General features: G+C 41.4%; 21 protein-coding genes and 3 pseudogenes. 20 read left to right on the top strand and 4 right to left on the bottom strand.

What is annotated here, in order from left to right:
• The first annotated feature begins 13 nt into the window (after positions 1 to 13).
• The 5 genes and pseudogenes from ACFOSE_RS05905 to ACFOSE_RS05885 all read left to right on the top strand — a co-directional run.
• A pseudogene (locus tag ACFOSE_RS05905) lies at positions 14 to 285 on the top strand (hypothetical protein).
• Positions 286 to 301: 16 nt separating this feature from the next.
• Positions 302 to 547 (top strand): hypothetical protein, encoded by a 246-nt coding sequence (locus tag ACFOSE_RS05900; protein ID WP_380431604.1) that lies wholly within the window; start codon positions 302 to 304, stop codon positions 545 to 547.
• Between the two features lie 335 nt (positions 548 to 882).
• Positions 883 to 2,163, top strand: a complete 1,281-nt coding sequence (locus ACFOSE_RS05895; RefSeq protein ID WP_380431603.1) for an O-acetylhomoserine aminocarboxypropyltransferase/cysteine synthase family protein — start codon at positions 883 to 885, stop codon at positions 2,161 to 2,163.
• Positions 2,164 to 2,313: 150 nt separating this feature from the next.
• A pseudogene (locus ACFOSE_RS05890) lies at positions 2,314 to 2,446 on the top strand (HAD hydrolase family protein); the annotation flags it as partial.
• Positions 2,434 to 2,694, top strand: a pseudogene (locus tag ACFOSE_RS05885) (hypothetical protein); the annotation flags it as partial. The pseudogenes ACFOSE_RS05890 and ACFOSE_RS05885, both read left to right, overlap by 13 nt.
• Before the next feature lie 111 nt (positions 2,695 to 2,805).
• Here the strand turns inward: ACFOSE_RS05885 and ACFOSE_RS05880 are convergent.
• Both ACFOSE_RS05880 and ACFOSE_RS05875 read right to left on the bottom strand, forming a co-directional pair.
• A complete protein-coding gene (locus ACFOSE_RS05880; protein WP_380431601.1) occupies positions 2,806 to 4,125 on the bottom strand; it encodes a sensor histidine kinase in 1,320 nt (439 codons plus the stop codon).
• The gene (locus ACFOSE_RS05875) at positions 4,126 to 4,815 is read right to left on the bottom strand and encodes a response regulator transcription factor (protein ID WP_380431599.1); all 690 of its coding nucleotides are present in this window, start codon (positions 4,813 to 4,815) and stop codon (positions 4,126 to 4,128) included.
• A 165-nt stretch (positions 4,816 to 4,980) separates the two neighbouring features.
• On the opposite strand from ACFOSE_RS05875, the gene ACFOSE_RS05870 reads away from it, so the two are divergent.
• From ACFOSE_RS05870 to ACFOSE_RS05830, 9 genes are all read left to right on the top strand, one after another.
• Positions 4,981 to 5,892, top strand: coding sequence for an ABC transporter ATP-binding protein (locus ACFOSE_RS05870; RefSeq protein ID WP_380431628.1), 912 nt, complete (start codon positions 4,981 to 4,983; stop codon positions 5,890 to 5,892).
• On the top strand, positions 5,892 to 6,632 hold the full coding sequence (locus ACFOSE_RS05865; RefSeq protein ID WP_380431597.1) for an ABC transporter permease: 741 nt from the start codon (positions 5,892 to 5,894) through the stop codon (positions 6,630 to 6,632). The genes ACFOSE_RS05870 and ACFOSE_RS05865 overlap by 1 nt, the downstream gene beginning before the upstream one ends.
• Positions 6,629 to 7,357 carry an ABC transporter permease gene (locus ACFOSE_RS05860; protein WP_380431595.1) on the top strand — a complete coding sequence of 243 codons (729 nt, stop codon included), beginning with the start codon at positions 6,629 to 6,631 and terminating at the stop codon, positions 7,355 to 7,357. The genes ACFOSE_RS05865 and ACFOSE_RS05860 overlap by 4 nt, the downstream gene beginning before the upstream one ends.
• A gap of 511 nt (positions 7,358 to 7,868) precedes the next feature.
• Positions 7,869 to 8,387, top strand: coding sequence for an adenine phosphoribosyltransferase (locus ACFOSE_RS05855; RefSeq protein ID WP_380431594.1), 519 nt, complete (start codon positions 7,869 to 7,871; stop codon positions 8,385 to 8,387).
• Positions 8,388 to 8,490: 103 nt separating this feature from the next.
• On the top strand, positions 8,491 to 9,435 hold the full coding sequence (gene metA, locus ACFOSE_RS05850) for a homoserine O-acetyltransferase MetA (protein ID WP_380431593.1): 945 nt from the start codon (positions 8,491 to 8,493) through the stop codon (positions 9,433 to 9,435).
• A gap of 9 nt (positions 9,436 to 9,444) precedes the next feature.
• On the top strand, positions 9,445 to 10,134 hold the full coding sequence (locus ACFOSE_RS05845; protein WP_380431591.1) for a DnaD domain-containing protein: 690 nt from the start codon (positions 9,445 to 9,447) through the stop codon (positions 10,132 to 10,134).
• A 113-nt stretch (positions 10,135 to 10,247) separates the two neighbouring features.
• Entirely contained in the window at positions 10,248 to 10,934 is a 687-nt protein-coding gene (locus tag ACFOSE_RS05840) for a tRNA (adenine(22)-N(1))-methyltransferase (protein ID WP_380431590.1), read from the top strand.
• Positions 10,924 to 11,712 carry a Nif3-like dinuclear metal center hexameric protein gene (locus ACFOSE_RS05835; protein ID WP_380431588.1) on the top strand — a complete coding sequence of 263 codons (789 nt, stop codon included), beginning with the start codon at positions 10,924 to 10,926 and terminating at the stop codon, positions 11,710 to 11,712. The genes ACFOSE_RS05840 and ACFOSE_RS05835 overlap by 11 nt, the downstream gene beginning before the upstream one ends.
• Positions 11,713 to 11,746: 34 nt before the next feature.
• Positions 11,747 to 12,844: an NAD(P)/FAD-dependent oxidoreductase gene (locus ACFOSE_RS05830; RefSeq protein WP_380431587.1), complete on the top strand. Its 1,098-nt coding sequence runs from the start codon at positions 11,747 to 11,749 to the stop codon at positions 12,842 to 12,844.
• 36 nt (positions 12,845 to 12,880) lie between these two features.
• On the opposite strand, the gene ACFOSE_RS05825 is transcribed toward ACFOSE_RS05830, so the two are convergent.
• Positions 12,881 to 13,072: a hypothetical protein gene (locus ACFOSE_RS05825; RefSeq protein ID WP_380431586.1), complete on the bottom strand. Its 192-nt coding sequence runs from the start codon at positions 13,070 to 13,072 to the stop codon at positions 12,881 to 12,883.
• Positions 13,073 to 13,153: 81 nt separating this feature from the next.
• Positions 13,154 to 14,173: a lactonase family protein gene (locus ACFOSE_RS05820; protein ID WP_380431585.1), complete on the bottom strand. Its 1,020-nt coding sequence runs from the start codon at positions 14,171 to 14,173 to the stop codon at positions 13,154 to 13,156.
• A 92-nt stretch (positions 14,174 to 14,265) separates the two neighbouring features.
• On the opposite strand from ACFOSE_RS05820, the gene ACFOSE_RS05815 reads away from it, so the two are divergent.
• The 6 genes from ACFOSE_RS05815 to ACFOSE_RS05790 all read left to right on the top strand — a co-directional run bounded on the left by ACFOSE_RS05815 (position 14,266) and on the right by ACFOSE_RS05790 (position 21,915).
• Entirely contained in the window at positions 14,266 to 14,748 is a 483-nt protein-coding gene (locus ACFOSE_RS05815; protein ID WP_380431583.1) for an NUDIX hydrolase, read from the top strand.
• A gap of 9 nt (positions 14,749 to 14,757) precedes the next feature.
• A complete protein-coding gene (locus tag ACFOSE_RS05810) occupies positions 14,758 to 15,924 on the top strand; it encodes an AI-2E family transporter (RefSeq protein ID WP_380431626.1) in 1,167 nt (388 codons plus the stop codon).
• Positions 15,914 to 17,140 (top strand): tetratricopeptide repeat protein, encoded by a 1,227-nt coding sequence (locus tag ACFOSE_RS05805; RefSeq protein WP_380431581.1) that lies wholly within the window; start codon positions 15,914 to 15,916, stop codon positions 17,138 to 17,140. Before ACFOSE_RS05810 ends, ACFOSE_RS05805 begins: the two co-directional genes overlap by 11 nt.
• Positions 17,141 to 17,305: 165 nt before the next feature.
• The gene (alsS, locus tag ACFOSE_RS05800) at positions 17,306 to 18,982 is read left to right on the top strand and encodes an acetolactate synthase AlsS (RefSeq protein WP_380431580.1); all 1,677 of its coding nucleotides are present in this window, start codon (positions 17,306 to 17,308) and stop codon (positions 18,980 to 18,982) included.
• Positions 18,983 to 19,000: 18 nt separating this feature from the next.
• Complete coding sequence (gene budA / locus ACFOSE_RS05795) at positions 19,001 to 19,720, top strand: acetolactate decarboxylase (RefSeq protein ID WP_380431578.1); 720 nt, start codon at positions 19,001 to 19,003, stop codon at positions 19,718 to 19,720.
• 560 nt (positions 19,721 to 20,280) lie between these two features.
• Positions 20,281 to 21,915 (top strand): GBS Bsp-like repeat-containing protein, encoded by a 1,635-nt coding sequence (locus ACFOSE_RS05790; protein WP_380431576.1) that lies wholly within the window; start codon positions 20,281 to 20,283, stop codon positions 21,913 to 21,915.
• Positions 21,916 to 22,018 lie beyond the last annotated feature (103 nt).

The following is a 22,018-nucleotide window of genomic DNA, read 5'->3' as shown; positions in this document are numbered from 1 at the left end:
GAAAGGATTAGTTATGTTTAAAGATGCGGATACTTTAATGGATGAAATGATTAAACAGCAGGAAAGGGCAGCCATTAAGGGTCTTGTCGCTACCATTTTATCTGAAATCGAAAGTAAGGGGACAAGTTTACAATCACAGCTGGAAGAGGATGCGCAATCCTTAAAGGATTATGCGTCAACTTATCAAAAAATATCGCAGATGGATTGGAAGGACAGGCTGCCCAGGCGGCTTCTGATTTTTTAACACAGCTGCCAAAACCCGAACTGGAGAGTCCGGTTAATTAAAAGAAAGAAGGGTATTATGATAGATACCAGAAAATTGATGGCGCTTGATGAGGAATATGAAGACGAATTGAGGAAGATTAGAAAGGCCAAAGAGAAACTTGAGGACAACTTTCATGAGTTTATGATGACGACAAATATACTGAGAGAACAGGTCTATCAAGTGATTTATGATCAAAATCTAGAGATTCCTCCAGAGGCACAGATGGATTTATATGACATGGATAGCAATGCCGATTACTTTCAATTGGATATCCATAGATGAATGGATGACCTTGATGAAAAGCAAAGGCAACTCCGGCGAGACTATGACGATAAAGTCGATGAGCTATACGAGGAAGCGAGGAAAAGAGATCGAGAAGAAGATGAGAAATCATATAATAATACTCTTCGAGGAAATTACTAACTTGACCAGACATTTTCGATGATGAGCAAAGAGCATTAACCCCTGGAAAAAGGTGACTGATAAGGTTCTTAGCAATGAGCTGATTCGAAAAGAAAAGATATAGACGCAGACTATATCTCTTCTTTTTGACTTACTATTAGACTTAAGATGCTTTTAAGTGTAAAATAATAACAAATTGTTATTGGGAGGAAGCTATGACTCAAGATTATTCATTTGAAACATTGCAATTACATGCTGGCCAAAGTGTTGATCCTACAACTAAATCGCGTGCTGTGCCGATTTACCAAACGACTTCTTATGTCTTTAATGATGCGCAAGATGCTGAGGACTCTTTTGCTTTGAGGACACCTGGTAATATCTATACGCGGATTACTAATCCGACAACAGCAGTTTTTGAAGAGCGAATGGCTGCTCTGGAAGGGGGTGTCGGTGCCTTGGCGACAGCTTCGGGTATGGCAGCCATTACTTATACTGCCTTGGCCCTAGCTCATGCCGGTGATCATATTGTATCAGCGACAACCGTCTATGGTGGGACCTTCAACCTTTTGAAGGAAACCCTGCCGCGCTATGGCATCACCACCAGTTTCGTTGATGTAGATGATTTTGACGAGATTGAAGCAGCTATTCAGGACAAGACCAAATTCATCATTGCAGAAACCCTGGGCAATCCACTGGGGAATGTTGCGGATTTGGAAAAATTAGCTGAAATCGCTCACCGCCATGACATTCCTTTGGTTATTGACAATACTTTTGGAACGCCTTATCTGATTAATGTTTTCTCTCATGGTGTTGATATTGCGGTGCATTCGGCGACCAAATTTATCGGCGGTCATGGGACATCTATTGGTGGTGTCATTGTTGATTCGGGTCAATTTGATTGGGAAAAATCTGGCAAGTTTCCACAGTTTGTAGATGAAGATCCGTCTTATCACAATCTCAGCTACACCCGTGACATCGGGGCAGCAGCCTTTATTACCGCTGTACGGACACAGTTGCTGCGCGATACGGGTGCCTGCCTGTCGCCTTTCAATGCCTTCCTCCTGCTGCAGGGTGTAGAAACACTTTCGCTGCGGGTTGAGCGCCATGTGGAAAATACTAAGAAAATCGCCCAATATCTGGAAAATCATCCCAAAGTAACCAAGGTCAACTACGCCAGCCTGCCATCGAGCCCTTATTATGAACTGGCACAAAAATATCTGCCTAAGGGAGCCAGTTCTATTTTTACCTTCAATGTAGCAGGTGGAGCACAGACAGCCCGCAAGGTCATTGACAGCTTGGAAATCTTTTCAGACCTTGCCAATGTGGCTGATGCCAAGTCTCTTGTTGTGCATCCAGCGACAACAACCCACGCCCAGATGAGTCCTGAGGAACTCCTTGCCTGCGGCATTGAACCCGAACAAATTCGCGTCTCTATCGGGCTGGAAAATGTCGATGATTTGATTGAAGATTTACATTCAGCGTTAGACAATAGCTGATTAATAAGATATAGTACTGAAAACGATTTGTATTGTCATCTGAATTGACTATAAAATAGATTTTGTGGAGGAGTTCAACAGTTCTCAGTCTTTTCTATCAAAGAAAGTAGATGAAAAAGCTACTAGGAAAAATGATAAAAAGAGATGATGCTGCAGTTTGTATTTGACATAGATGGTACAATTTGTTTTGATCGTTTTCGTATAGATGATCGAATCAAGACAGTTTTAAAAAGTGCTGAAACTTATTGGGTATCAGGTTGTTTTTGCTTCCACCCGCTCTTATTGTGCAAGTCTGTTTACCAGCAAATTTTTACTGAAAAACCAGATAAGAATGCCTATTTTATCAATTTAAAAGATGATTCTGTCTCTCATATTTAAAGATACAGCAACAAAGCTTTTAGCCATGGATGGTCTTGTCTCAGTGATGCAAATACAGCCCGTATGAAGACTATTAACATTGTAACCTCACTGAATGTTGCCATGACTGTTTTAGTCATTTTAGCCCTCGTTATTCTTTATAATTTAACCAATTGCGTTTAAATAGGTATTGAGAGAAAATTTTGTGTTTAAAATATGTAAGATGAAAAATGGAGTCCCAGCCAAATGCACCTTTGGCTGGGACTCCATTTTTATCCTTCAAAGTCAATCGTCTTTTTCATTTTTTACTAAAGGAAGGGAAATCGTACTCTCAAGGCCTGGATTTAAATAAGCAAAATTCAAACTTCCCTTATGAAGTGTAACAATTTGTTTGCTGATAATAATCCCCATACCATGTGTATCGTAATTGCGAGATTTCTGATTGAGCTCCTGAATTTTTTCAGCGCTAATGGAACCGTTATCTGTGATTATCAGCTGTGCGTCATCTTCAACCTGCTGTAAGCTGAGTTTAATCTGCGGCGAGATATTGTGAGTTAGGCTGTTGAGAAGAATATTATTGATGGCGCGTGTCAGCAGCGTTTTAGTGCCCAGAATTGGTGTCGCTTGGCCTGGAAGTTCAAAGGTCAATTCAAGATTATCATAGCTATTAAAAAGATCAGCTATGATCTGCCTGAGGAGACTGTTGAGGTCAAAGATGGTCATTTCCTGCTCAATGTCTGGGCTCTCCAACAAATAGCTCATATTAAGGTTGGAAATGATGCTCTCCATTTTGTGAATATTAGCTTCAATTTGCTGTGTTTGCTGACTGCGGCCTTGCAGACTTTCAAGTTGGCTGGTGTAGCTAAGCATGAGGGTCAGAGGGTTGCGCAAATCATGGCTAATACCACGGATCCAATGGCTGCGCATGTCTTTATTTTCAATAAGAAGTTGAGAAGTCTGGTTGAGAGCCAACTTGATTTCTGACAGATTGCCCTTCTCATCAAGAAGGACTGGCTGGTTATCAGACAAGTCTGTCAATGCCTGGGTAATGGGTTTGAATTCCTTGCGCAGCTTCCATTGGGAAGTCAGGTAAATAGCCAGTAAGGTTAAGATTAGCCCTACAACAATACCTGCAACTAGCTTTGCGATGCCAAAGAAATTTTGGATGTTATAGTAGTTAGATGGAAATTTAGCATAAGCCCCTTTGGGATAACCTAGGATGAGAATTTTTTCACCAATCACAAAATTAAAAACAGGATAATCGTCCAAATACCAGCGTGACGAGCGAGCAATATCTGCCATGCTGTAGCGACGATTGAGTTTGTCTGGCAAGCGGTAGGACTGTTCAATCTCTCCCTTGTCTGACAGCAACATGAGCCAGACCTTTTGCTGATCCAACTCTTTCTTATTTTGAGTGGTTAGCTGCAACTGGTCATGGCTGATAAGAGTCTGTACCAGAGCAGTAGGTTCTGCAGAACCCTGTCTCATATTGTCAATGATGTGATAGCTGCCAAATAAAAAGATAAGAATGGCAGTCAACCCCAGAAGGACAACCGTAGCAAAATAGGTCAGCAGTACTTTTGAAAAATACTTAAAAGTCGTCATTTAATCCACCCGAAGCTGGTAGCCCAGCCCCTTAACAGTAATGAGATGAGTTGGTTTAGACGGATTGGCTTCAATCTTTTGCCGTACCTTGCGGATATGTGCCATGAGAGTATTTTCATAACCAAGATAATTGTCACCCCAGACCTTGCTCAGCAGCTGGTCAAAGGTGACGATTTTATTTTTATTGTCGTAAAGAACCTTGAGCAAGCTATATTCTTTAGCAGTCAGAGAAATTTCTTCGCCGTCTTTGAGAATGGCTGCGCTCTCAAAATCAATCTGACAGGCACTTAGTCTGACCAGTTCATCTTGCTCAGGATAGCTGCGCTTGAGAATAGATAAGATTCGCAGTTCTAACTCCTTTGGTCTAAAGGGTTTGACAATGTAGTCGTCTGCTCCCAACTCAAACCCTTGGTATTGTTTTTCAATATCAGAGATGGCTGACAAAAAGAGCACAGGCATGTTGGAGGTTTTACGAATTTCCCGCAAGACCTCAAATCCTGAACCATCTGGCAGCATGATGTCTAAAATTGCCAAGTCAAAGGCTTTCTTTTCCAGAAGCTCCAAGGCTTCTTTTTTGCTGGCAGCACGTTTCAAATGGCTGAAACCAACAATAGACAGGCTTTCCGTGACCATGTCCAAGATTTCAGGATTGTCATCTAAGATGAGCAGTTTTCTATCTTTTTCTTTCATAGCAATTACCTCAAACTTAGTATAGCATAATCAACTGACCAGCTCTGCTATTTTTCCAAAAATTAAGGAGGAATTAAGGTGAAGATGAAGTTGAGATAAAGTGATGGTGCTATCATGAGAAGTGTCAAAAGGGGAAACCCAGCAAGTCAGTAAAGGAGATATATGATGACGAATTATATTATCGAAACGCAGCAGCTCAGTAAGGATTTTTCAGGCGAATTGTCTGTTAATCAGCTTTCTATCCATGTCAAGAAAAATGAAATTTATGGTTTTCTAGGGCCAAACGGTGCAGGAAAATCAACAACCATGAAAATGTTACTGGGGTTATTGCAGCCAAGCCACGGCTCTATCAAACTTTTTGGCAAAGATTTTAACAGTAATCAGATTGCTTTGCTATCTGATGTAGGTTCACTTATCGAAGAACCATCTTATTATGCCAATTTGACCGGTTATGAAAATCTGCAAATCATTCAAAAACTGCTCAAATTACCCAAGGAAAATATTGATAAGGTTTTGAAAATTGTTAGACTCTATGAGCAAAAAGATAAATTGGTTAAAAATTATTCGCTAGGCATGAAGCAACGTTTAGGTATTGCTTTGGCAATTGTCAAGTTTCCGAAATTATTGATTCTAGATGAGCCAACCAACGGTCTTGACCCAGCTGGTATTCAAGAGATTCGCGAGCTGATCAAATCCCTGCCACAGCGTTATGATATGACTGTTATCATCTCCAGTCATATCCTGTCCGAAATTGAGCAGATGGCGACGACAGTTGGCATTATCAATTGTGGAAAGCTGCTTTTTGAGGGAAATCTAGCTGAGTTGGAAGAAGATGAGAAATACCTCTTTGAAACCAGCGATGATTTTACGGCCGAAACTCTACTAGCAAGCAAAGGATTTGAGATCAATAAGGAAACTGGTCTCATTCTCAACAATTACAATAAGGTCAGCATTGCGGCAGCTGTTAGATTGTTAGTTGATAATGGCATTGATATTTATCAAGTCCGCATGGTCCGTAAATCACTGGAGGAAGTCTTCCTTGATATGACAGGACGAGGCAAAGGGAGTGTCTTATAATGCTCAATTTACGGCTCGAGTTCACCAAATTAAAACGGCGGTCCTTCCTGCTGTCCTTGGTGGTACTCATTTCGGTACTCTTAATGTGGTCAGCTGTTGTTATTCAAAGCGAGTGGCCAAAAACACATAGTGTTTTTAATCCTCTCTATGACATGGCCGAGATGAATGACATAATTATGCCGCTTTTTATTGCTGTCCTAGCTTCACGGCTGCTGGAAATGGAACATCTGGGTAAAACATTCAAAATCCTGCAAACTAGCAAGGAAAGTCCTTGGCAGCTCTTTAAAGCTAAACTGGCCTTAATGATGATCTTCAATCTTTTTGTTGGAATCATTCAGACTGTTTTTGTTAAATTGCTTATTAAGGGATTAGGCAGCAGCGTCAGCTTGATGCAGTTAATGTTCTCTCTAGTATCCTTTGTTCTAGTGAGCTTGGTCTTGTCTTGTCTGCATCTCAGTCTAGCTTTTGTCTATGAAAAAGCCAGTGTGACTGTTGTGACAGGACTTGTTGGCTCTTTTCTCTCTTTGGTGGGAATCGGTGCTCTGCCATTTGCCATTCGCTTTTTTATCCCATGGCAATACTTCTCCATGATGGGACTGGCCAGACGCATCGCAGATGCACACACCTATCTCTTCAAGTACGATACCTCCTTCCCACTTAAAACGGTGGCTCTGCTTGCCATTGTTATCTTTAGCATTTACCTGAGTCGCAGAGCCACCAGAAAGGCGGATTTATTATGATAACATTTGAATTTAAGAAAATCAAAAAGAGTGCTATTCCTATCATACTGGTGGTTTTCAATCTGATTGGAACGCTTTTAGGGACAATGGTTTTTGCTCTTAATCGAAGTGTTCTTCGTGAAGGCACCCAATCGCTCGTGCTATGGGGGCAGACAGTTTTTTATGCTTCTCAGATTTTCACCCCCATCCTTATCGGAATTATCTGTTCCATCTCTTGCCAATTTGAGGAAAGTAATAAAAATTGGCAGCGCCTTCTGACGATTCCCATCCAACTATCTCGTATAGTTCTCGCAAAAATCGCTAGCCTATCGCTTGTCATGGCTATCAGTCAAGTGTTGGTTCTCTTGTTCTACATTACCAATGCTTTGATATTGAAAGTACCTATTCTTGACCATTTGATAGATTTCTGTCTCTGGTCCATTACAGGCTGGCTGGGAAGTATTACTATTGTGACCATTCAACTTTTTATCAGCATTCGACTGAAAAATTTTGCTGTCCCTATTCTCATCTCAGCTATTTTGGCTCTAGTAGGATTGATGACCCTTTTTATTGGAACAAGTCTTTTCAAAGTATTCCCTTACGCTCAAGTTATTATTGGGATTCACGGACGAAGTTTATCTCCCTTCACTACTCCTGATCGTATCCTCTTTTGGTTTCTCAACGCCTTTTATATCATTTTCTTTTATGGTTTAGCTGTTAGACAACTTAAACAGAGATTTATTTGATTAGCATTTTTTCAGAAAAAATAAAACAGTTTACTCCAAACAGTGTGGTTTATTACGTACTTTAAAGCTATAAGAATAGGAGTTTGGAAACCCATTGTGGACTGGCCCCAAAAAGTTAGACAAAAACTATTAGTGAAAGGATTTGGTTCTGTATTGGACAGGACTAAATCCTTTTAGTCTTGCTCTAGCTAAGGTAGTGGTTGATTGGTGGTTCTTATCCCTTGTTGGTCAAGTGATAGCTCTAACAGCTTGGAGAACTGTTGCAGAATATCTGATTCTATGAACCTTAGTTCATGTCGACGCCTAATCAATGGTGCGAAAAGGTCAGCTAGAAATGATTCAGTGGTTGATTTCTGCTTCTGAGCCTTAAATAGAAGAGTGAGGGAAATCGAAATGGTGGTCACATCGCTATTTCGATTTTTGTCCCACTCTCTTCTATAGCGAGTCCTCACTATTTATGCTATAATGAAACGTAAAACATTTTTGGCCGTGAGCCTATAGAAAGAATTTTATGGATTTAAAAAAGTACATTGCATCGATTGAAGATTATCCTCAAGAAGGGATCACATTTCGTGATATTTCACCGCTGATGGCTGATGGTAATGCCTACAGCTATGCGGTGCGTGAAATTGTCCAATATGCGACCGATAAAAAAATTGATATGGTTGTCGGACCGGAAGCGCGTGGTTTTATCATTGGCTGTCCGGTAGCTTATGAGTTGGGAATTGGTTTTGCGCCTGTCCGTAAACCCGGTAAATTACCGCGTAAAGTGATCTCAGCTAGCTATGAAAAAGAATACGGACTTGATACCTTGACCATGCATGCGGATGCAATTAAGCCCGGTCAGCGTGTTCTGATTGTGGATGACTTATTGGCAACAGGGGGAACGGTTAAAGCGACAATTGAGATGATTGAAAAACTAGGTGGTGTCGTTGCAGGCTGCGCCTTCTTGATTGAGCTGGATGGTCTCAATGGTCGTGATGCTATTGAAGGTTACGATACCAAAATTTTGATGAATTTTCCGGGCTAAGTTATAGTTGTTTTCTATAGTTAAATCAAGGAAAAACATATTTGAAAAGACTGCTTCCGTGTTTTATAATAAGATTAAGATATTATAGAATGGGGATATTTTCATGCCAATTACCTTAGATAAAAAATTGCCGGCCGTTGATATTTTAAACAATGAAAATATCTTTGTCATGGATGATAAACGCGCCAGTAATCAAGATATCAGACCCATTGAGGTTTTGATTGTCAATCTGATGCCGACCAAGGAGGCGACAGAGACCCAACTCTTGCGCTATTTATCCAATACGCCCCTACAGATCAATGTTGATTTTCTCTATATGGCAACGCACGAGTCGAAAAATACACGTCCCGAACATTTGCAGACTTTTTATAAAACCTTTGAAGATATAAAGGATAAATATTATGATGGTCTAATCATCACAGGGGCACCGGTAGAAAAGTTGCCTTTTGACGAAGTTGATTATTGGGAAGAACTCTCTCAGATTTTTGACTGGAAACACAACCATGTTTATTCCACTTTACATCTCTGCTGGGGGGCTCAGGCTGGACTTTATTACAAGTATGGTATAGATAAGGTCAAGATAGGTTATAAACTATCAGGTGTCTATTCGCAAAAGGTAGTGGAGCGTCTGTCACCGCTTATGCGCAGCTTTGATGATTTCTTTTTGTCACCGCATTCTCGTCATACAGAAGTACTGGAATCCGATATTCTAAATCGGACCAATCTACAGATTTTAGCCAAGGGTGATCAAGTCGGTCTGTCAATTTTATCCAGTCGTGATATGCGTGAGGTCTATAGCTTTGGACACTTGGAGTATGACCGAGACACACTCGGCAAAGAGTATCTTCGTGATTCTAAGCTCAACAAGAAAACAGCTATCCCTGTCAATTACTTTCCGAAAGATGATCCTGAGCAAGAACCCGAGCTTCGCTGGAGTTTAGCGGCGTCAACCTTCTTTACCAACTGGCTCAACTATGCTGTCTATCAGGAAACCCCTTATCGTTTGGAGGATTTAGAGCGGGACTCCTCCTATTATGGATATTTATAAAGAGGAACTATGAGCTTTTTAGAGAATTATCAGTCTGGCAATTTGGTTCTGCCAAGTGCCTTACTCTTTCATTATAAAGAGATTTTTTCCAGTTCGGATGATTATTTGGTCTGGCAATTTTTCTATCTGCAAAATACGACTAAGATTGAAGAGATGCCTTCTAGTCGGATTGCGACTGCCTTGGATAAGACTGTTTCAGAGGTCAATCAGGCTATTTCCAATCTGACCAATCAGGAGCTCTTGGTGATGAAGACGATTGAGCTGGATGGGGAGACAGATATCATTTTTGATGCCAGCCCCGTTTTAAAGCGTCTGGATGCTCTTTTGGCTAATGGCAAGACTGATCAAGGAACTGCAGAAACAATTGATAATGCCAATGAGATTCAGTTGCTGATTGATGATTTTGAAAAATCAGGCTGGATGTTGACACCGTTTGAATTAGAAGACATTCAAAAATATATTCGTGAAGATGGAATCAATCCTGATCTCATTCGTGAGGCCTTAAAGGAAAGCATCTTCAATAGTAAGCGCAACTGGAAATATCTGACAGCTATTCTGCGCCGTTGGACACGAGAAGGTATTACTACCGTTCGCCAAATTGAGGAACGTCGACAAGAGCGTCTTCAAGCCAATCCTACTAAGGTAGAGGTTTCGGATGATTTTCTCAATGCCATGAATCTTTGGAGCAATCAAGAGTGACTGATCTTGAGGGGTGGCTCATACGGCCCCTAATCAAAAGCTAGGAAAATCGTTAAACGATCTCCCAGCTTTTTTTGTTATAATAGATAAAAATGACAGTGTGAAAGGTTGTTATGGAGACAAATATATCCAAACGTTTACTTGATGTTGCAGATTATATCCCCTACGGAGTTAAGCTATTAGATGTTGGCAGTGACCATGCTTATCTCCCAATTTTTCTTGTGGAGCAGGACTTAATTACTTCTGCCATTGCTGGTGAGGTTGCCAAGGGACCTTATAATTCAGCGCTTACCAACGTTACAGAGTCTGGCTTATCTGATAGCGTTGAGGTTCGTCTGGCTGATGGCCTGGCTGCTTTTGAGCCAGAAGATGGTATCGGTGCGATCAGTGTTTGTGGTATGGGAGGTTATCTAATCACCGAGATTTTGACCGCTGGTCTGGATAAATTAACTGCAGGGCAACGTCTTATCCTCCAGCCTAATAACCGCGAAGATGATGTGCGCTCTTGGTTATCAGCCAATGGCTTTGCGATTATAGCTGAGAAGGTTATGATTGAAAATCATAAATTTTATGAAATTATTGTAGCAGAGGCGGGAGAGCAAAAACTGACAGCGGCGGAGGTACGTTTTGGTCCCTGTCTTTTGAGAGGGAAGTCAGAGACTTTTTTAAGAAAGTGGCAGCGAGAGTTGGCTAAGTTGGAAGTGGCTCTGACTCAGGTACCATCTGCTAATCAGGCTGACCGCAAAGCCCTAGTTCAGAGAATAGATGCTATTAAGGAGGCTATCAGCTATGAAAGCTAGAGATTTTATTGCAAGATACGAGGCATACTGCCCTCAAGAATTATCCATGGAAGGTGATGTTTCTGGTTTACAGTTAGGCACCTTGGATAAAGAAATCAAACGAGTTATGGTCACCCTAGATGTCCGTGAGCCAACAGTGGCCGAAGCAATCACGGCAGGAGTTGACTTGATTGTCACCAAACATGCTCCTATCTTTCGGCCTTTAAAAAATTTAGTCAGCACACCGCAAAACGATATCCTTCTACAATTAGTCAAGCATGATATTGCAGTCTATGTCAGCCACACTAATATTGATATCGTGCCAGATGGTCTCAACGATTGGTTCTGTCAGTTGCTGGACATTCAAGATACTGAGGTTCTGACTGCAACAACTGACGGCTACGGTATTGGGCGCGTGGGTAATATTCGACCACAGTCGCTGGAAGATCTTGCTCATAAGGTCAAGATGGTCTTTAACCTGGATAGTGTTAGGCTGATTAAATATGATGAGGACAATCCCGAAATCAGCCGTGTCGCCATCTGTGGAGGTAGTGGTCAAGGCTTTTATCAAGATGCTCTAGCAAAAGGGGCTCAGGCTTTCATTACAGGTGATATTTATTATCATACAGCTCAGGATATGCTTACTCAGGGTCTCTTAGCTATTGACCCGGGGCATCACATTGAAGTCCTCTTTATCAAAGGGGTGATTGATAAGATGACTGTTTGGAAAGAAGAAGAAAATTGGGATGTTGAATTGCTTGCGAGTGCTAGCTCAACCAACCCATTTAGTCATCTTTAATTGAAAACAGTACAAAATACTAATGGAGTAAGGGATGAAAGTTGCAGTAATAGGGGCCGGTATTGTTGGTGCAACAGCTGCCTATTATTTATCTAAAGAAGATAATCTTGAGATAACAGTTTTTGACTATGGTCGGGGTCAAGCGACAAAGGCAGCAGCAGGGATTATCAGTCCCTGGTTTTCAAAGCGTCGTAACAAGGCTTGGTATCGTATGGCCCGTTTAGGAGCGGATTTTTATCAAACCTTGGTTGCTGATTTACAGGCAGATGGCTTTGCGACCGATTTTTACAAACAGACCGGCGTTTATCTTTTAAAAAACGATGAGACTAAGTTGACAGAACTGCAAGAGTTAGCTAAAGATCGCCGAAAAGAAGCCCCCTTGATTGGTCACTTGGAACTTTTGAATCACTCAAAAGTTGCGGTTGACTTTCCGGATTTAGAGGGTTTTAATAAACTACTCTTTGCTTCGGGTGGTGCTCGAGTGGAGGGAGCTCATCTGACCAAAACACTATTGGCTGCCAGCGCTTGTCAACTGGTGTCGAAGAAAGTAACTGTTTCTCTTAGTGAGCAGGGTTATCTTATTTCAGATCAGATCTTTGATCAGGTGATATTAGCAGCCGGTGCATGGTTGCCCGATTTATTGGCTCCCTTGGGTTATAAGGTGGATATCCGTCCACAAAAGGGGCAACTGCGAGATTATTTTTTTGAAGGGTTAGTCACCGAGGATCTGCCAGTTGTAATGCCAGAAGGGGAGTTGGATATTATTCCTTTCAAGTCTGGTCAGATTTCGATCGGTGCTAGTCATGAAAATGATCAGGGTTATGACTTGACGGTTGATTCAAGTATCTTAGCAAAATTAGAAACAGAGGCGCTAAAGTATTTTCCTAAATTGAGAGAAGCTAGCTCTTTTTCTGAGCGTGTAGGAACTCGGGCTTACACTAGTGACTTTGCTCCTTTTTACGGCCAGCTCCCTGAAAATCCTGGTCTTTTTGTGGCCAGCGGCTTAGGATCATCTGGCCTGACTACAGGACCTTTAATTGCCAAAGAATTAGTCAATCTGCTGACAGGACAGACAGGACTTTTAGACAAGGATGACTATCGGGCTGATAAGTATATAACTAAAACGCCTTGAAATCAAGAGAATTTCAAGGCATTTTATCATTAAAGTTTATTTGCCAAATAATTTTTTGGCTTTATCAAGAAGGTTATCGCTTCCCTTGGCTCCTATCAGGAGTGTTTTGGCTTGTTCGAAATAATCCCCTAAATCATCCTTATTATTGTTGATGAATTTTTGGGCGGCTGAAAAATCTTTTTTCTCAATAAGTTCTTTTACCTGATTAAATAGTTCTGCTGGCTTCATCTCATGCTCCCTTATTAGTGATAAAACTATTAAAGCATAATTATCATAAATCGTAAATGAATCTGCCTGTCAAAATATGTTTCATTCGTTTGTCTTTTTAGCCAGCACACAGACGGCTTCAGGAACTTGGAAATCATGGCTGAGCTTCTCTAGCCGTCCTGTATCTAGGTCTCGTTTAAAGACAGTGACATTGTCCGAATTCTGATGTGCCACGATGAGGTAGTGCTCATCGGTTGTTAGACAAATATTACGAGGCGTCTGCCCATGACTAGGAAGGATTTCTACTAGATGAATATAGCCATCCAGTACAAAAGTATAGCAGGCGATGGAATTATGACCGCGGTTGGAGACATAGAGGAAGCGACCATCTTTTGTGATAGCAATCGCAGCAGGAGCATTGAAACCAGTGTAATCTTCAGGAATGGTTGAGATAGTCTGGTAGGCTTCAAAGTAGCCGCAACCTTGATAAAGAAGATTTTGCAGGGTCGAATTCAACTCACAGACAACAAAGGCATGCTTAAAGTGTGGATGGAAGACAAGATGTCTGGGACCAGCACCAGCTGGCATAGCGAAGTTACCAATCGGTTGGACCTTGCCGGCTCTAGAAAGGGCATAAGTTGTCAAATCATCGGTTCCCAAATCACAGGTCACAAGATAGTGATCTGGTGTCAGATCAGCAAAATGAATTCTAGCTTGGTTCTGATTAGGGTGAGGACCGGATCCTTGATGTTGAATCCGATCGCTTAGTATTATACTACCATTATCTTGGCGTTTATAGACCAAGACCTGCCCAGTATGATAGTTGGCCGTAAAAACCAAATTTCTCACATCATCAGTGCCCACATAACATGGTGCAGCTCCTTCTTCGACAAGATGTTCCAGCAAATGAAAAGCGTGGTCAAAGCAGGCTAAGCCTCCACGTCCATCCAGACTTCCTACGCTGTAGAGGTAATCGTCATCTGTAAAAGTTAGATAGGTAGGATTGGTCTCTTTAGCTACTAATTGCAGCTTGCTAAACTGCCCAGTATTAGAATTAAATTTTGTCCGATAAATGCCCTGTGATGATCTTTTGGTATAGGTCCCAAAGTAAATATATTCCATTTGACTGCCTTTTCCGAAAATCTTGATTTCTATGAAGGCATTATAGCATTTTTTTGTTAAAATAGGAGAAAAGACTGTGAAAGAAGGGCAAGATGACCAAACTAGCAACCATCTGCTATATTGACAGTGGCAAGGAACTGCTCTTAATGCTGCGAAATAAGAAGCCCCATGATGTTCATGAAGGAAAGTGGATTTCGGTTGGTGGCAAATTAGAAGCAGGAGAAACACCAGAAGAATGTGCTCGCCGTGAAATTTTTGAGGAAACGCATCTTACAGTAAAAGAGATGGATTTCAAGGGGATGATTACTTTTCCTGAGTTTACGCCGGGTCATGACTGGTATACCTATGTTTTTAAGGTAACTGATTTTGAAGGTCAACTGATTTCAGAAGAAGAATCGCGTGAAGGGACCCTAGCTTGGGTGCCCTATGATCAAGTTTTATCTAAGCCGACTTGGGAAGGCGACTATGAAATCTTTAAATGGATCTTGGAGGATCGTCCTTTTTTCTCAGCTAAATTTTGTTATGATAGGTCAGGAAAACTGACAGATAAAACGGTTCAATTTTACGATAAGTAAGGAAATATGATGGATAAGAAAAACGAAAAATTTTATGATAGCTGGTTCTTTAAATGGGTGGTGGACAATCGGGCCGTCAGTGCACTGATCATCCTGATTTTAACTTTTTTGGCTCTCTATTTGCTGACCAAAATTAGTTTCATTTTTGTAGCAGTTGCGAGCTTTTTGACCGTTGTCATGCTGCCAATTGTGATTTCGGTTTTACTCTATTATCTACTTAAGCCCATTGTTAACTTTTTTGAGAAATATTTTAAAATTAGCAGAATTTGGGCCATTAGCCTAGTTTATCTGATATTGGCAGGATTGATATTCTGGGGGACCTCTAGCTTCCTTCCAACTTTGCAAAATCAGATCATGTCCTTTGTTAAGAACCTGCCTGACTATGTGAAAAGCGTTGAGAAGCAGGTTAATAAAGTTTTGGACAATGAGCGTTTGACCTTCCTGCGTCCTCAACTGGAGAATTTAGTTAATAACTACAGCGGCGAGGCTGTCAAATACGCTGAGAATTTTTCTAAAAATATCGTTAGCTGGGCTAGTGATTTTGCAGGAGTTGTAGCCAAGGTTGCTATTGCTATTATCATGGCGCCCTTTATTGTTTTTTACCTCCTAAGAGATAGTCATAAGCTCAAAGGCAATATCCTTAAAACTATCCCTATCAAATGGCGCACTCCCATGTCACGTATTTTGAGTGATATCAATTCGCAGTGGCAGGGTTATGTCCAAGGTCAAGTTATGGTTGCTATTGTTGTTGGGATTATGTTCTCCATCTTGTTTAGTGTCATCGGTCTGCGCTATGCGGTGACCTTTGGTATTTTAGCTGGTTTTCTCAATATGATTCCCTACCTAGGTAGCTTTTTGGCCATGGTACCTGTGGTCATCCTAGGTTTGGTAGAAGGCCCTTGGATGCTGATCAAAGTTCTCTTGGTATTCACTGTTGAACAAACGATTGAAGGACGTTTTGTCTCTCCTCTGGTCTTAGGAACCAAATTGAGCATTCACCCTATTATGATTTTATTTATTCTCCTAGCATCAGGGTCAGTCTTTGGTGTTTGGGGCATCCTGCTAGGAATTCCGATCTATGCTTCCCTCAAGGTAGTAGTTAAGGAACTCTTCGACTGGTACCGTAGCTTTAGTGGTCTTTATGAAGAAAGTGAGCAGAACTACCATGTTAAATAGCGAAAAAATGATTGCCTCTTTGGATCAGCAGGATTTAGAACATGCTGACAAATACTTTAAACGAGCACTTGTTGAAGATGATACCGAAACCCTCCTATCCTTAGCCCAGTATTTAGAAAGTATCGGTTTTTTACCACAGGCCAAAGAAATCTATCTGCAGGAAAGAGAAAACTATCCTGAGGTCAATATCAATCTTGCCCAGATTGCAGCAGAAGATGATGACATTGAAGAAGCCTTCCTTTATCTAGATGCCATTGATTCAGATGATGAAAATTATCTATCAGCCCTCTTGGTTATGGCTGATATCTACGATATGGAAGGTCTTAGCGATGTTGCCCGTGAAAAAATGGTGGAAGCCAGCCAAATCAGCGATGAGCCACTAGTCATCTTTGGTTTAGCCGAGCTTGACTATCAATTAGGGAATTTTGATCAGGCCATTCAGGAATACGCCCAATTGGATAACCGTGATATTTCAGAAACGACTGGAGTATCGACCTATCAACGTATCGGGCATTCTTATGCCAGTCTAGGCAAATTTGAAGCAGCTATTGAATTTTTAGAAAAAGCTATTGAAATTGAGTATGAGGATGCGACTGTATTTGAATTAGCTACGATTCTCTATGACCAAAATGAATTCCAAAAGGCTAATCTCTATTTTAAGCAGCTGGATACCATGAATCCGGATTTTGAAGGTTATGAATACATTTATGCTTTGTCGCTGCACGCTGAACATCAGCTTGAAGAAGCGCTGCGATTGGTGCAACAAGGCCTTTCGAAAAATGAATTTGACATCCAGCTTCTGCTCTTAGCCTCACAGTTGTCTTATGAAAATCATAATCCTAAGGCAGCCGAATCTTATTTGTTGACAGCTAAAGATTTGGCCGAGGATCTTGAAGAAGTTTTGATGCGTCTCTCCAATCTTTATCTGGAAGAAGGGCGCTACGAGGAAGTTTTGGCTCTTGAAGATGAAGATATTGATAACCTGCTTACTAAATGGAATTTTGCCAAAGCCTATCAAGCCCTGGATGAAGACGAAAAAGCCTTGGTTTATTATCAAGCTCTGACCCAAGATCTCAAGGACAATCCTGAGTTTTTACAAGACTACACCTATCTTTTGAGGGAGCTCGGCTACCGTGAGACGGCCCGCGAAGTTGCACAGCAGTATCTTCGTTTGGTTCCCGATGATCTGAATATGGCAGCCTTTTTAGAGGACTAGACTTTCTAATCTTGTATTGCTCATAATTTCACAAATCTTTTGAAAAGAAAATGCTCAAAACTGTGCTATAATTGAAATAATTCATATGAATTTAGCAGGAAAACTTTGTGAAATTTTAAGTTAATCCTCAGTGAAATTCAAAAAACTAGAAAGTCAGGTAAGAAAATGTCAGAGGAATCTGCAAATTATGGCGCGGATCTGGTTATTGATAGCCTCATCAATCATGATGTGGACTATGTATTTGGTATCCCAGGAGCTAAGATCGATCGTGTTTTTGATACCCTTGAAGACAAGGGACCGGAACTTATCGTTGCTCGTCACGAACAAAATGCGGTCTTCATGGCGCAAGGGGTTGGTCGTATAACTGGGGAACCAGGAGTTGTGATAGCTACCTCTGGTCCCGGCATTTCAAATTTGGCAACCGGTTTAGTAACGGCAACAGATGAAGGTGATCCTGTCCTTGCCATCGGTGGTCAGGTTAAGCGAGCCGACTTGCTCAAGCGGGCTCATCAGTCCATGAACAATGTAGCTATGTTGGAACCCATCACCAAGTATGCGGCTGAAATTCATGAGTCCAATACTATATCAGAAATCATGGCTAACGCTTATCGCTATGCTAAATCAGGCAAGCCGGGAGCTAGTTTCATCTCGATTCCCCAAGATGTGACGGATAGTCCGGTTTCGGTTAAGGCCATTAAACCTTTAACGGATCCTAAGTTAGGTTCGGCTTCAGTTGATGATATCAATTATTTGGCACAGGCTATTCGCAATGCTGCCTTGCCAGTTTTGTTATTGGGGAATGGGGCCTCAATCAGAAATGTTACAGCTTCCATTCGTCGTCTGTTGGAAGCCGTTAAATTGCCAGTTGTTGAGACCTTCCAAGGGGCAGGAATCGTGTCGCGTGACTTAGAAGAAGAAACTTTCTTCGGTCGTGTGGGGCTTTTCCGTAATCAACCGGGTGACATGCTCTTGAAGCGCTCAGATTTGGTCATTGCTATTGGCTATGACCCAATCGAATATGAAGCTCGCAACTGGAATGCGGAAATTTCTGCTCGGATTGTTGTTATTGATGCAGAACCAGCAGAGATTGATACTTATTTTCAACCGGAACGTGAGCTGATTGGCAGCATTGAAGAGACGCTTGATTTGCTTCTGCCAGCTATTTCAGGTTACAGTCTGCCTGACGGATCTGTGGAATACCTCCAAAACCTAAAAAAAGAAGTGGTAGAAGATCTGAAATTTGATCGTCACTCTAAGGATGGCCTGATTCATCCACTGGATTTAATCGCCAGCCTGCAAGAACAGGTCACTGATGATATGACGGTGACAGTTGATGTTGGCAGTCATTATATCTGGATGGCGCGTTACTTTAAATCTTATGAAGCCCGTCACTTACTGTTTTCAAACGGTATGCAGACACTGGGGGTTGCCCTACCTTGGGCTATTTCAGCTGCCCTTCTGCGTCCTAAGTCCAAAGTTATTTCGATTTCTGGTGATGGCGGTTTCCTCTTCTCTGCTCAGGAATTGGAGACGGCAGTACGTCTGAAGTTACCAATTGTGCACATTATCTGGAACGATGGTAAGTACAATATGGTTGAATTTCAAGAAGAAATGAAATACGGCCGCTCATCAGGTGTTGATTTTGGTCCGGTTGATTTTGTCAAATATGCGGAGAGTTTTGGTGCAAAGGGCTATCGTGCTGATAGCAAAGAATCTTTTGCAAGCTTGCTGACTCAAGCCTTGACAGAGACAGTCACAGGTCCTGTTTTAATTGATGTGCCAATTGATTATAAGGACAATGTCAAATTAGGTGAGACTATTTTACCGGATGAATTTTACTAAGAGGAAAGAAGGATCGACATGGCTGAAGTTATTAAACTTTTTCAGTACAATACACTTGGAGCCCTGATGGCTGGACTTTATGATGGTTCTCTAACCATTGAGGAACTCTTGGAGCATGGTGATTTAGGAATAGGGACACTTGATTCCATTGATGGCGAATTGATTGTTCTTGATGGGAAAGCTTATCAAGCCAAAGGATCGGGCGATCAACCAGAAGTTGTTGAAGTGCCACTTGATGCTAAGGTGCCATATGCAGCTGTTGTCCCCCATCAAGCAGAGGTCATCTTTCGTCAGCGTTTTGAGATGACCGATAAGGAATTGGAAGATCGGATTGAGTCCTATTATGATGGCGTCAATCTCTTTCGTTCGATTAAAATTAAGGGCCGTTTCAAAAAGATGCACGTCCGTATGATCCCTAAGTCTAGCACAGATCGTAAATTTGCGGATGTCGCTACCATGCAGCCGGAATACGCCATTGAAAATATCTCAGGGACTATTGTTGGGATTTGGACTCCTGAGATGTTTCACGGTGTGAGTGTGGCTGGTTATCATTTGCACTTTCTATCCGATGATTTGACCTTTGGCGGTCATGTGATGGATTTTATTATCGAAGATGGTCTAGTAGAAGTTGGTCCAGTTGATCAATTGGATCAACGCTTTCCTGTTCAAGACCGCCACTATCTCTTTGCCAAACTCAATGTTGACGAGATGAAAGAGGATATTGAAAAAGCTGAATGATTTTATTAGAACCTATCAAATGAAGTTTTAAAAGGAAGATTATCTAAATAAATGCGGCTGGGTCAAAAGTATCCAGCTTTTTAATTTTTTATGGCTTTACCTGTAAGACGCATTGAAGGTAATAAAGAGATTTGTTATTTAATCAACGTTAACATTTCCTCTGCATAGTTGATTAGAGGCTTTAGACTCTAATCAATCACTGCTGGCTATAATAGGCCACTGAACTATCATAGGTAGAAAACCCTGAGAGCAAAGCTATCTACCTACCTATTTCTTGCTAGGCTAGGCAAATGACATTATTTTGATGCCAAGTACTTGGCTTTGGCTTTATCTGCCACCTCGAAAGGCTTTGCTGGGACTCTTTATCATCCAATTGTGCGGAGGTTCAAACAGTCTGTGGGAAGCCATTTAAAAGTTAGCCTAAAAATAAGAAGCGGTAAAACAAACCAAAAAACAAAGATTTTTGGGGTTCTGCCTCACTCTCATTTTTAACTTTCTTTTCGGATATAAAGATGAGCGATACCGAGGTATCGTAGCAAGATTTATAGAAGGGAAATGCTATGTTCAAACGATTCAATATCTGCCTTTATTCCACTATTTGTTTAGGACTTCTTTTCTTTAGCCAATCGACCAGTGCAGATGATCAGGAAGTGACCTTGACCAAGTCGGATTATGATCAATCATCTAAAACCTATACCGTTTCTGCTCAGGAGCGATCAAAAGGGAAGAAAATCAGTAGCATTAGTGTTGCCATCTGGTCTCAAGAGCAGGGGCAGGATGATCTTTGTTGGTACACCAGCTCAGAAAAAATTGATGGCAAATTGTCTGTCCAATTCAATCCAGCCAATCATGGTAACCGTGCTGGATACTATAAAACAGCTGTTTATGTTACCTATACTGATGGTTCTAAAGTGGGACAAACACTGAAAGATACGAAAGTCAAAATGCAGGGACCCAGTATTACTTTTTCTAACTCAGGACTCAGTCTGACAGCGACTACTTTGCCCCCATTGGGAAGCAAAATCAAGGTAGCTGTTTGGTCGGATGAACATGGTCAAGATGATTTAAGTTGGTATGAGGCGGATTCGTCCGGAAACCTCCTTGTTCCTTATGCTAATCACAAGGGTTACGGGGACTATCACATTGACACCTATCAAGAGAAGGATGGCAAGTTAATCGGAATCGTCTCCCAGACGACGACTGTAGATAAACCTGCGCTTAAAAGCAAGATTAGTAAGGTCAGTGATACCCAGTATCAAGTAGATTTGACTAAAGTACCAGAGCATATAGAGAGTTTGTGTCTAGCTGTTTGGTCCCGTGACAAAGGTCAAGATGATCTCAAGTGGTATCAGGCCCAGAAGCAGACCGATGGTAGCTATAAAATTCTGATCAATCTGAAGAGCCATCACTTTAGTTTGGGAAAGTATCAAGTTCATATTTATGGAAAGAGCCAATTAAAAGCGGGTTTGCAGGGTTTAGGAAGTGATAGCTTTACCGTCACCAATATTGCTAATTATGGCAAACCTAAGGTGGCAGTAGCAAGGAAAATGGCAGCGGATCAGTTTGCCGTTGAAGCCAGTGAAACCGAACAGTCTAAATACATCAAGGCGTTGGAACTTGCCGTCTGGTCAGAACCAGACCAATCGGATCTCTATTGGTATCAAAGACAGTCCGCTGACAAGGGACTTTGGATTATAAATGCTGATTTAAAAAAACAGGCCAATAAGGCAGCTGACTATCATGTCCATGCCTATGTTACCTATAGTGATGGCTCACAAGAAGGGTTCATCTTACCCGATCAGACTCTTGAGAAAGTTTCAAGAATTGGTTCACAAAAACAGCCCAAGATTACGTCTTATCTCGATGAGATCAATACCTATCCTGTAGGACAATGCACTTGGGGTGTTAAAGAGTTAGCTCCTTGGATTCCCAATTATCTCGGCAATGCCAAGACTTGGGCAATCAACGCTTCAGTCTTAGGTTTTAGAATAGGCAATAAGCCGGAGGTTGGAGCGATTGCTGTTTGGCCTAACGAAGGAGGCGGTTATGGTCACGTAGCCTATATAACAGATGTTGAAAATGATCAAAAAATTCAGGTTAAGGAGTCCAACTATGCTGGCAACCAAAGCATTCAAAATTTTCGCGGTTGGTTTAATCCCTCATCAACTGGCCTTACCTATATCTATCCCGATTGAACAAAAGCTTGAAACCTTAGGTTTCAAGCTTCAGACCGAAGACAAACTTCTTTTTGGAGGTTTGTCTTTTTTGGTGTCTCTTATCTTTAAGATGAAAAATGGA

The sequence above is a fragment of the Streptococcus dentapri genome (genome assembly GCF_042649885.1).
Taxonomy (GTDB): Bacteria; Bacillota; Bacilli; order Lactobacillales; family Streptococcaceae; genus Streptococcus; species Streptococcus dentapri.
Note: the sequence above shows the minus strand (reverse complement) of the source record. Positions and strands in the feature narration are given on the sequence as shown.

Excerpts from the sequence above, each read along its gene's own strand:
- ACFOSE_RS05900 (WP_380431604.1), top strand. The coding sequence starts at position 302 with ATGATAGATACCAGAAAATTGATGGCGCTTGATGAGGAATATGAAGAC.
- ACFOSE_RS05895 (WP_380431603.1), top strand. The coding sequence starts at position 883 with ATGACTCAAGATTATTCATTTGAAACATTGCAATTACATGCTGGCCAA.
- ACFOSE_RS05880 (WP_380431601.1), bottom strand. The coding sequence starts at position 4,125 with ATGACGACTTTTAAGTATTTTTCAAAAGTACTGCTGACCTATTTTGCT.
- ACFOSE_RS05875 (WP_380431599.1), bottom strand. The coding sequence starts at position 4,815 with ATGAAAGAAAAAGATAGAAAACTGCTCATCTTAGATGACAATCCTGAA.
- ACFOSE_RS05870 (WP_380431628.1), top strand. The coding sequence starts at position 4,981 with ATGACGAATTATATTATCGAAACGCAGCAGCTCAGTAAGGATTTTTCA.
- ACFOSE_RS05865 (WP_380431597.1), top strand. The coding sequence starts at position 5,892 with ATGCTCAATTTACGGCTCGAGTTCACCAAATTAAAACGGCGGTCCTTC.
- ACFOSE_RS05860 (WP_380431595.1), top strand. The coding sequence starts at position 6,629 with ATGATAACATTTGAATTTAAGAAAATCAAAAAGAGTGCTATTCCTATC.
- ACFOSE_RS05855 (WP_380431594.1), top strand. The coding sequence starts at position 7,869 with ATGGATTTAAAAAAGTACATTGCATCGATTGAAGATTATCCTCAAGAA.
- metA (WP_380431593.1), top strand. The coding sequence starts at position 8,491 with ATGCCAATTACCTTAGATAAAAAATTGCCGGCCGTTGATATTTTAAAC.
- ACFOSE_RS05845 (WP_380431591.1), top strand. The coding sequence starts at position 9,445 with ATGAGCTTTTTAGAGAATTATCAGTCTGGCAATTTGGTTCTGCCAAGT.
- ACFOSE_RS05840 (WP_380431590.1), top strand. The coding sequence starts at position 10,248 with ATGGAGACAAATATATCCAAACGTTTACTTGATGTTGCAGATTATATC.
- ACFOSE_RS05835 (WP_380431588.1), top strand. The coding sequence starts at position 10,924 with ATGAAAGCTAGAGATTTTATTGCAAGATACGAGGCATACTGCCCTCAA.
- ACFOSE_RS05830 (WP_380431587.1), top strand. The coding sequence starts at position 11,747 with ATGAAAGTTGCAGTAATAGGGGCCGGTATTGTTGGTGCAACAGCTGCC.
- ACFOSE_RS05825 (WP_380431586.1), bottom strand. The coding sequence starts at position 13,072 with ATGAAGCCAGCAGAACTATTTAATCAGGTAAAAGAACTTATTGAGAAA.
- ACFOSE_RS05820 (WP_380431585.1), bottom strand. The coding sequence starts at position 14,173 with ATGGAATATATTTACTTTGGGACCTATACCAAAAGATCATCACAGGGC.
- ACFOSE_RS05815 (WP_380431583.1), top strand. The coding sequence starts at position 14,266 with ATGACCAAACTAGCAACCATCTGCTATATTGACAGTGGCAAGGAACTG.
- ACFOSE_RS05810 (WP_380431626.1), top strand. The coding sequence starts at position 14,758 with ATGGATAAGAAAAACGAAAAATTTTATGATAGCTGGTTCTTTAAATGG.
- ACFOSE_RS05805 (WP_380431581.1), top strand. The coding sequence starts at position 15,914 with ATGTTAAATAGCGAAAAAATGATTGCCTCTTTGGATCAGCAGGATTTA.
- alsS (WP_380431580.1), top strand. The coding sequence starts at position 17,306 with ATGTCAGAGGAATCTGCAAATTATGGCGCGGATCTGGTTATTGATAGC.
- budA (WP_380431578.1), top strand. The coding sequence starts at position 19,001 with ATGGCTGAAGTTATTAAACTTTTTCAGTACAATACACTTGGAGCCCTG.
- ACFOSE_RS05790 (WP_380431576.1), top strand. The coding sequence starts at position 20,281 with ATGTTCAAACGATTCAATATCTGCCTTTATTCCACTATTTGTTTAGGA.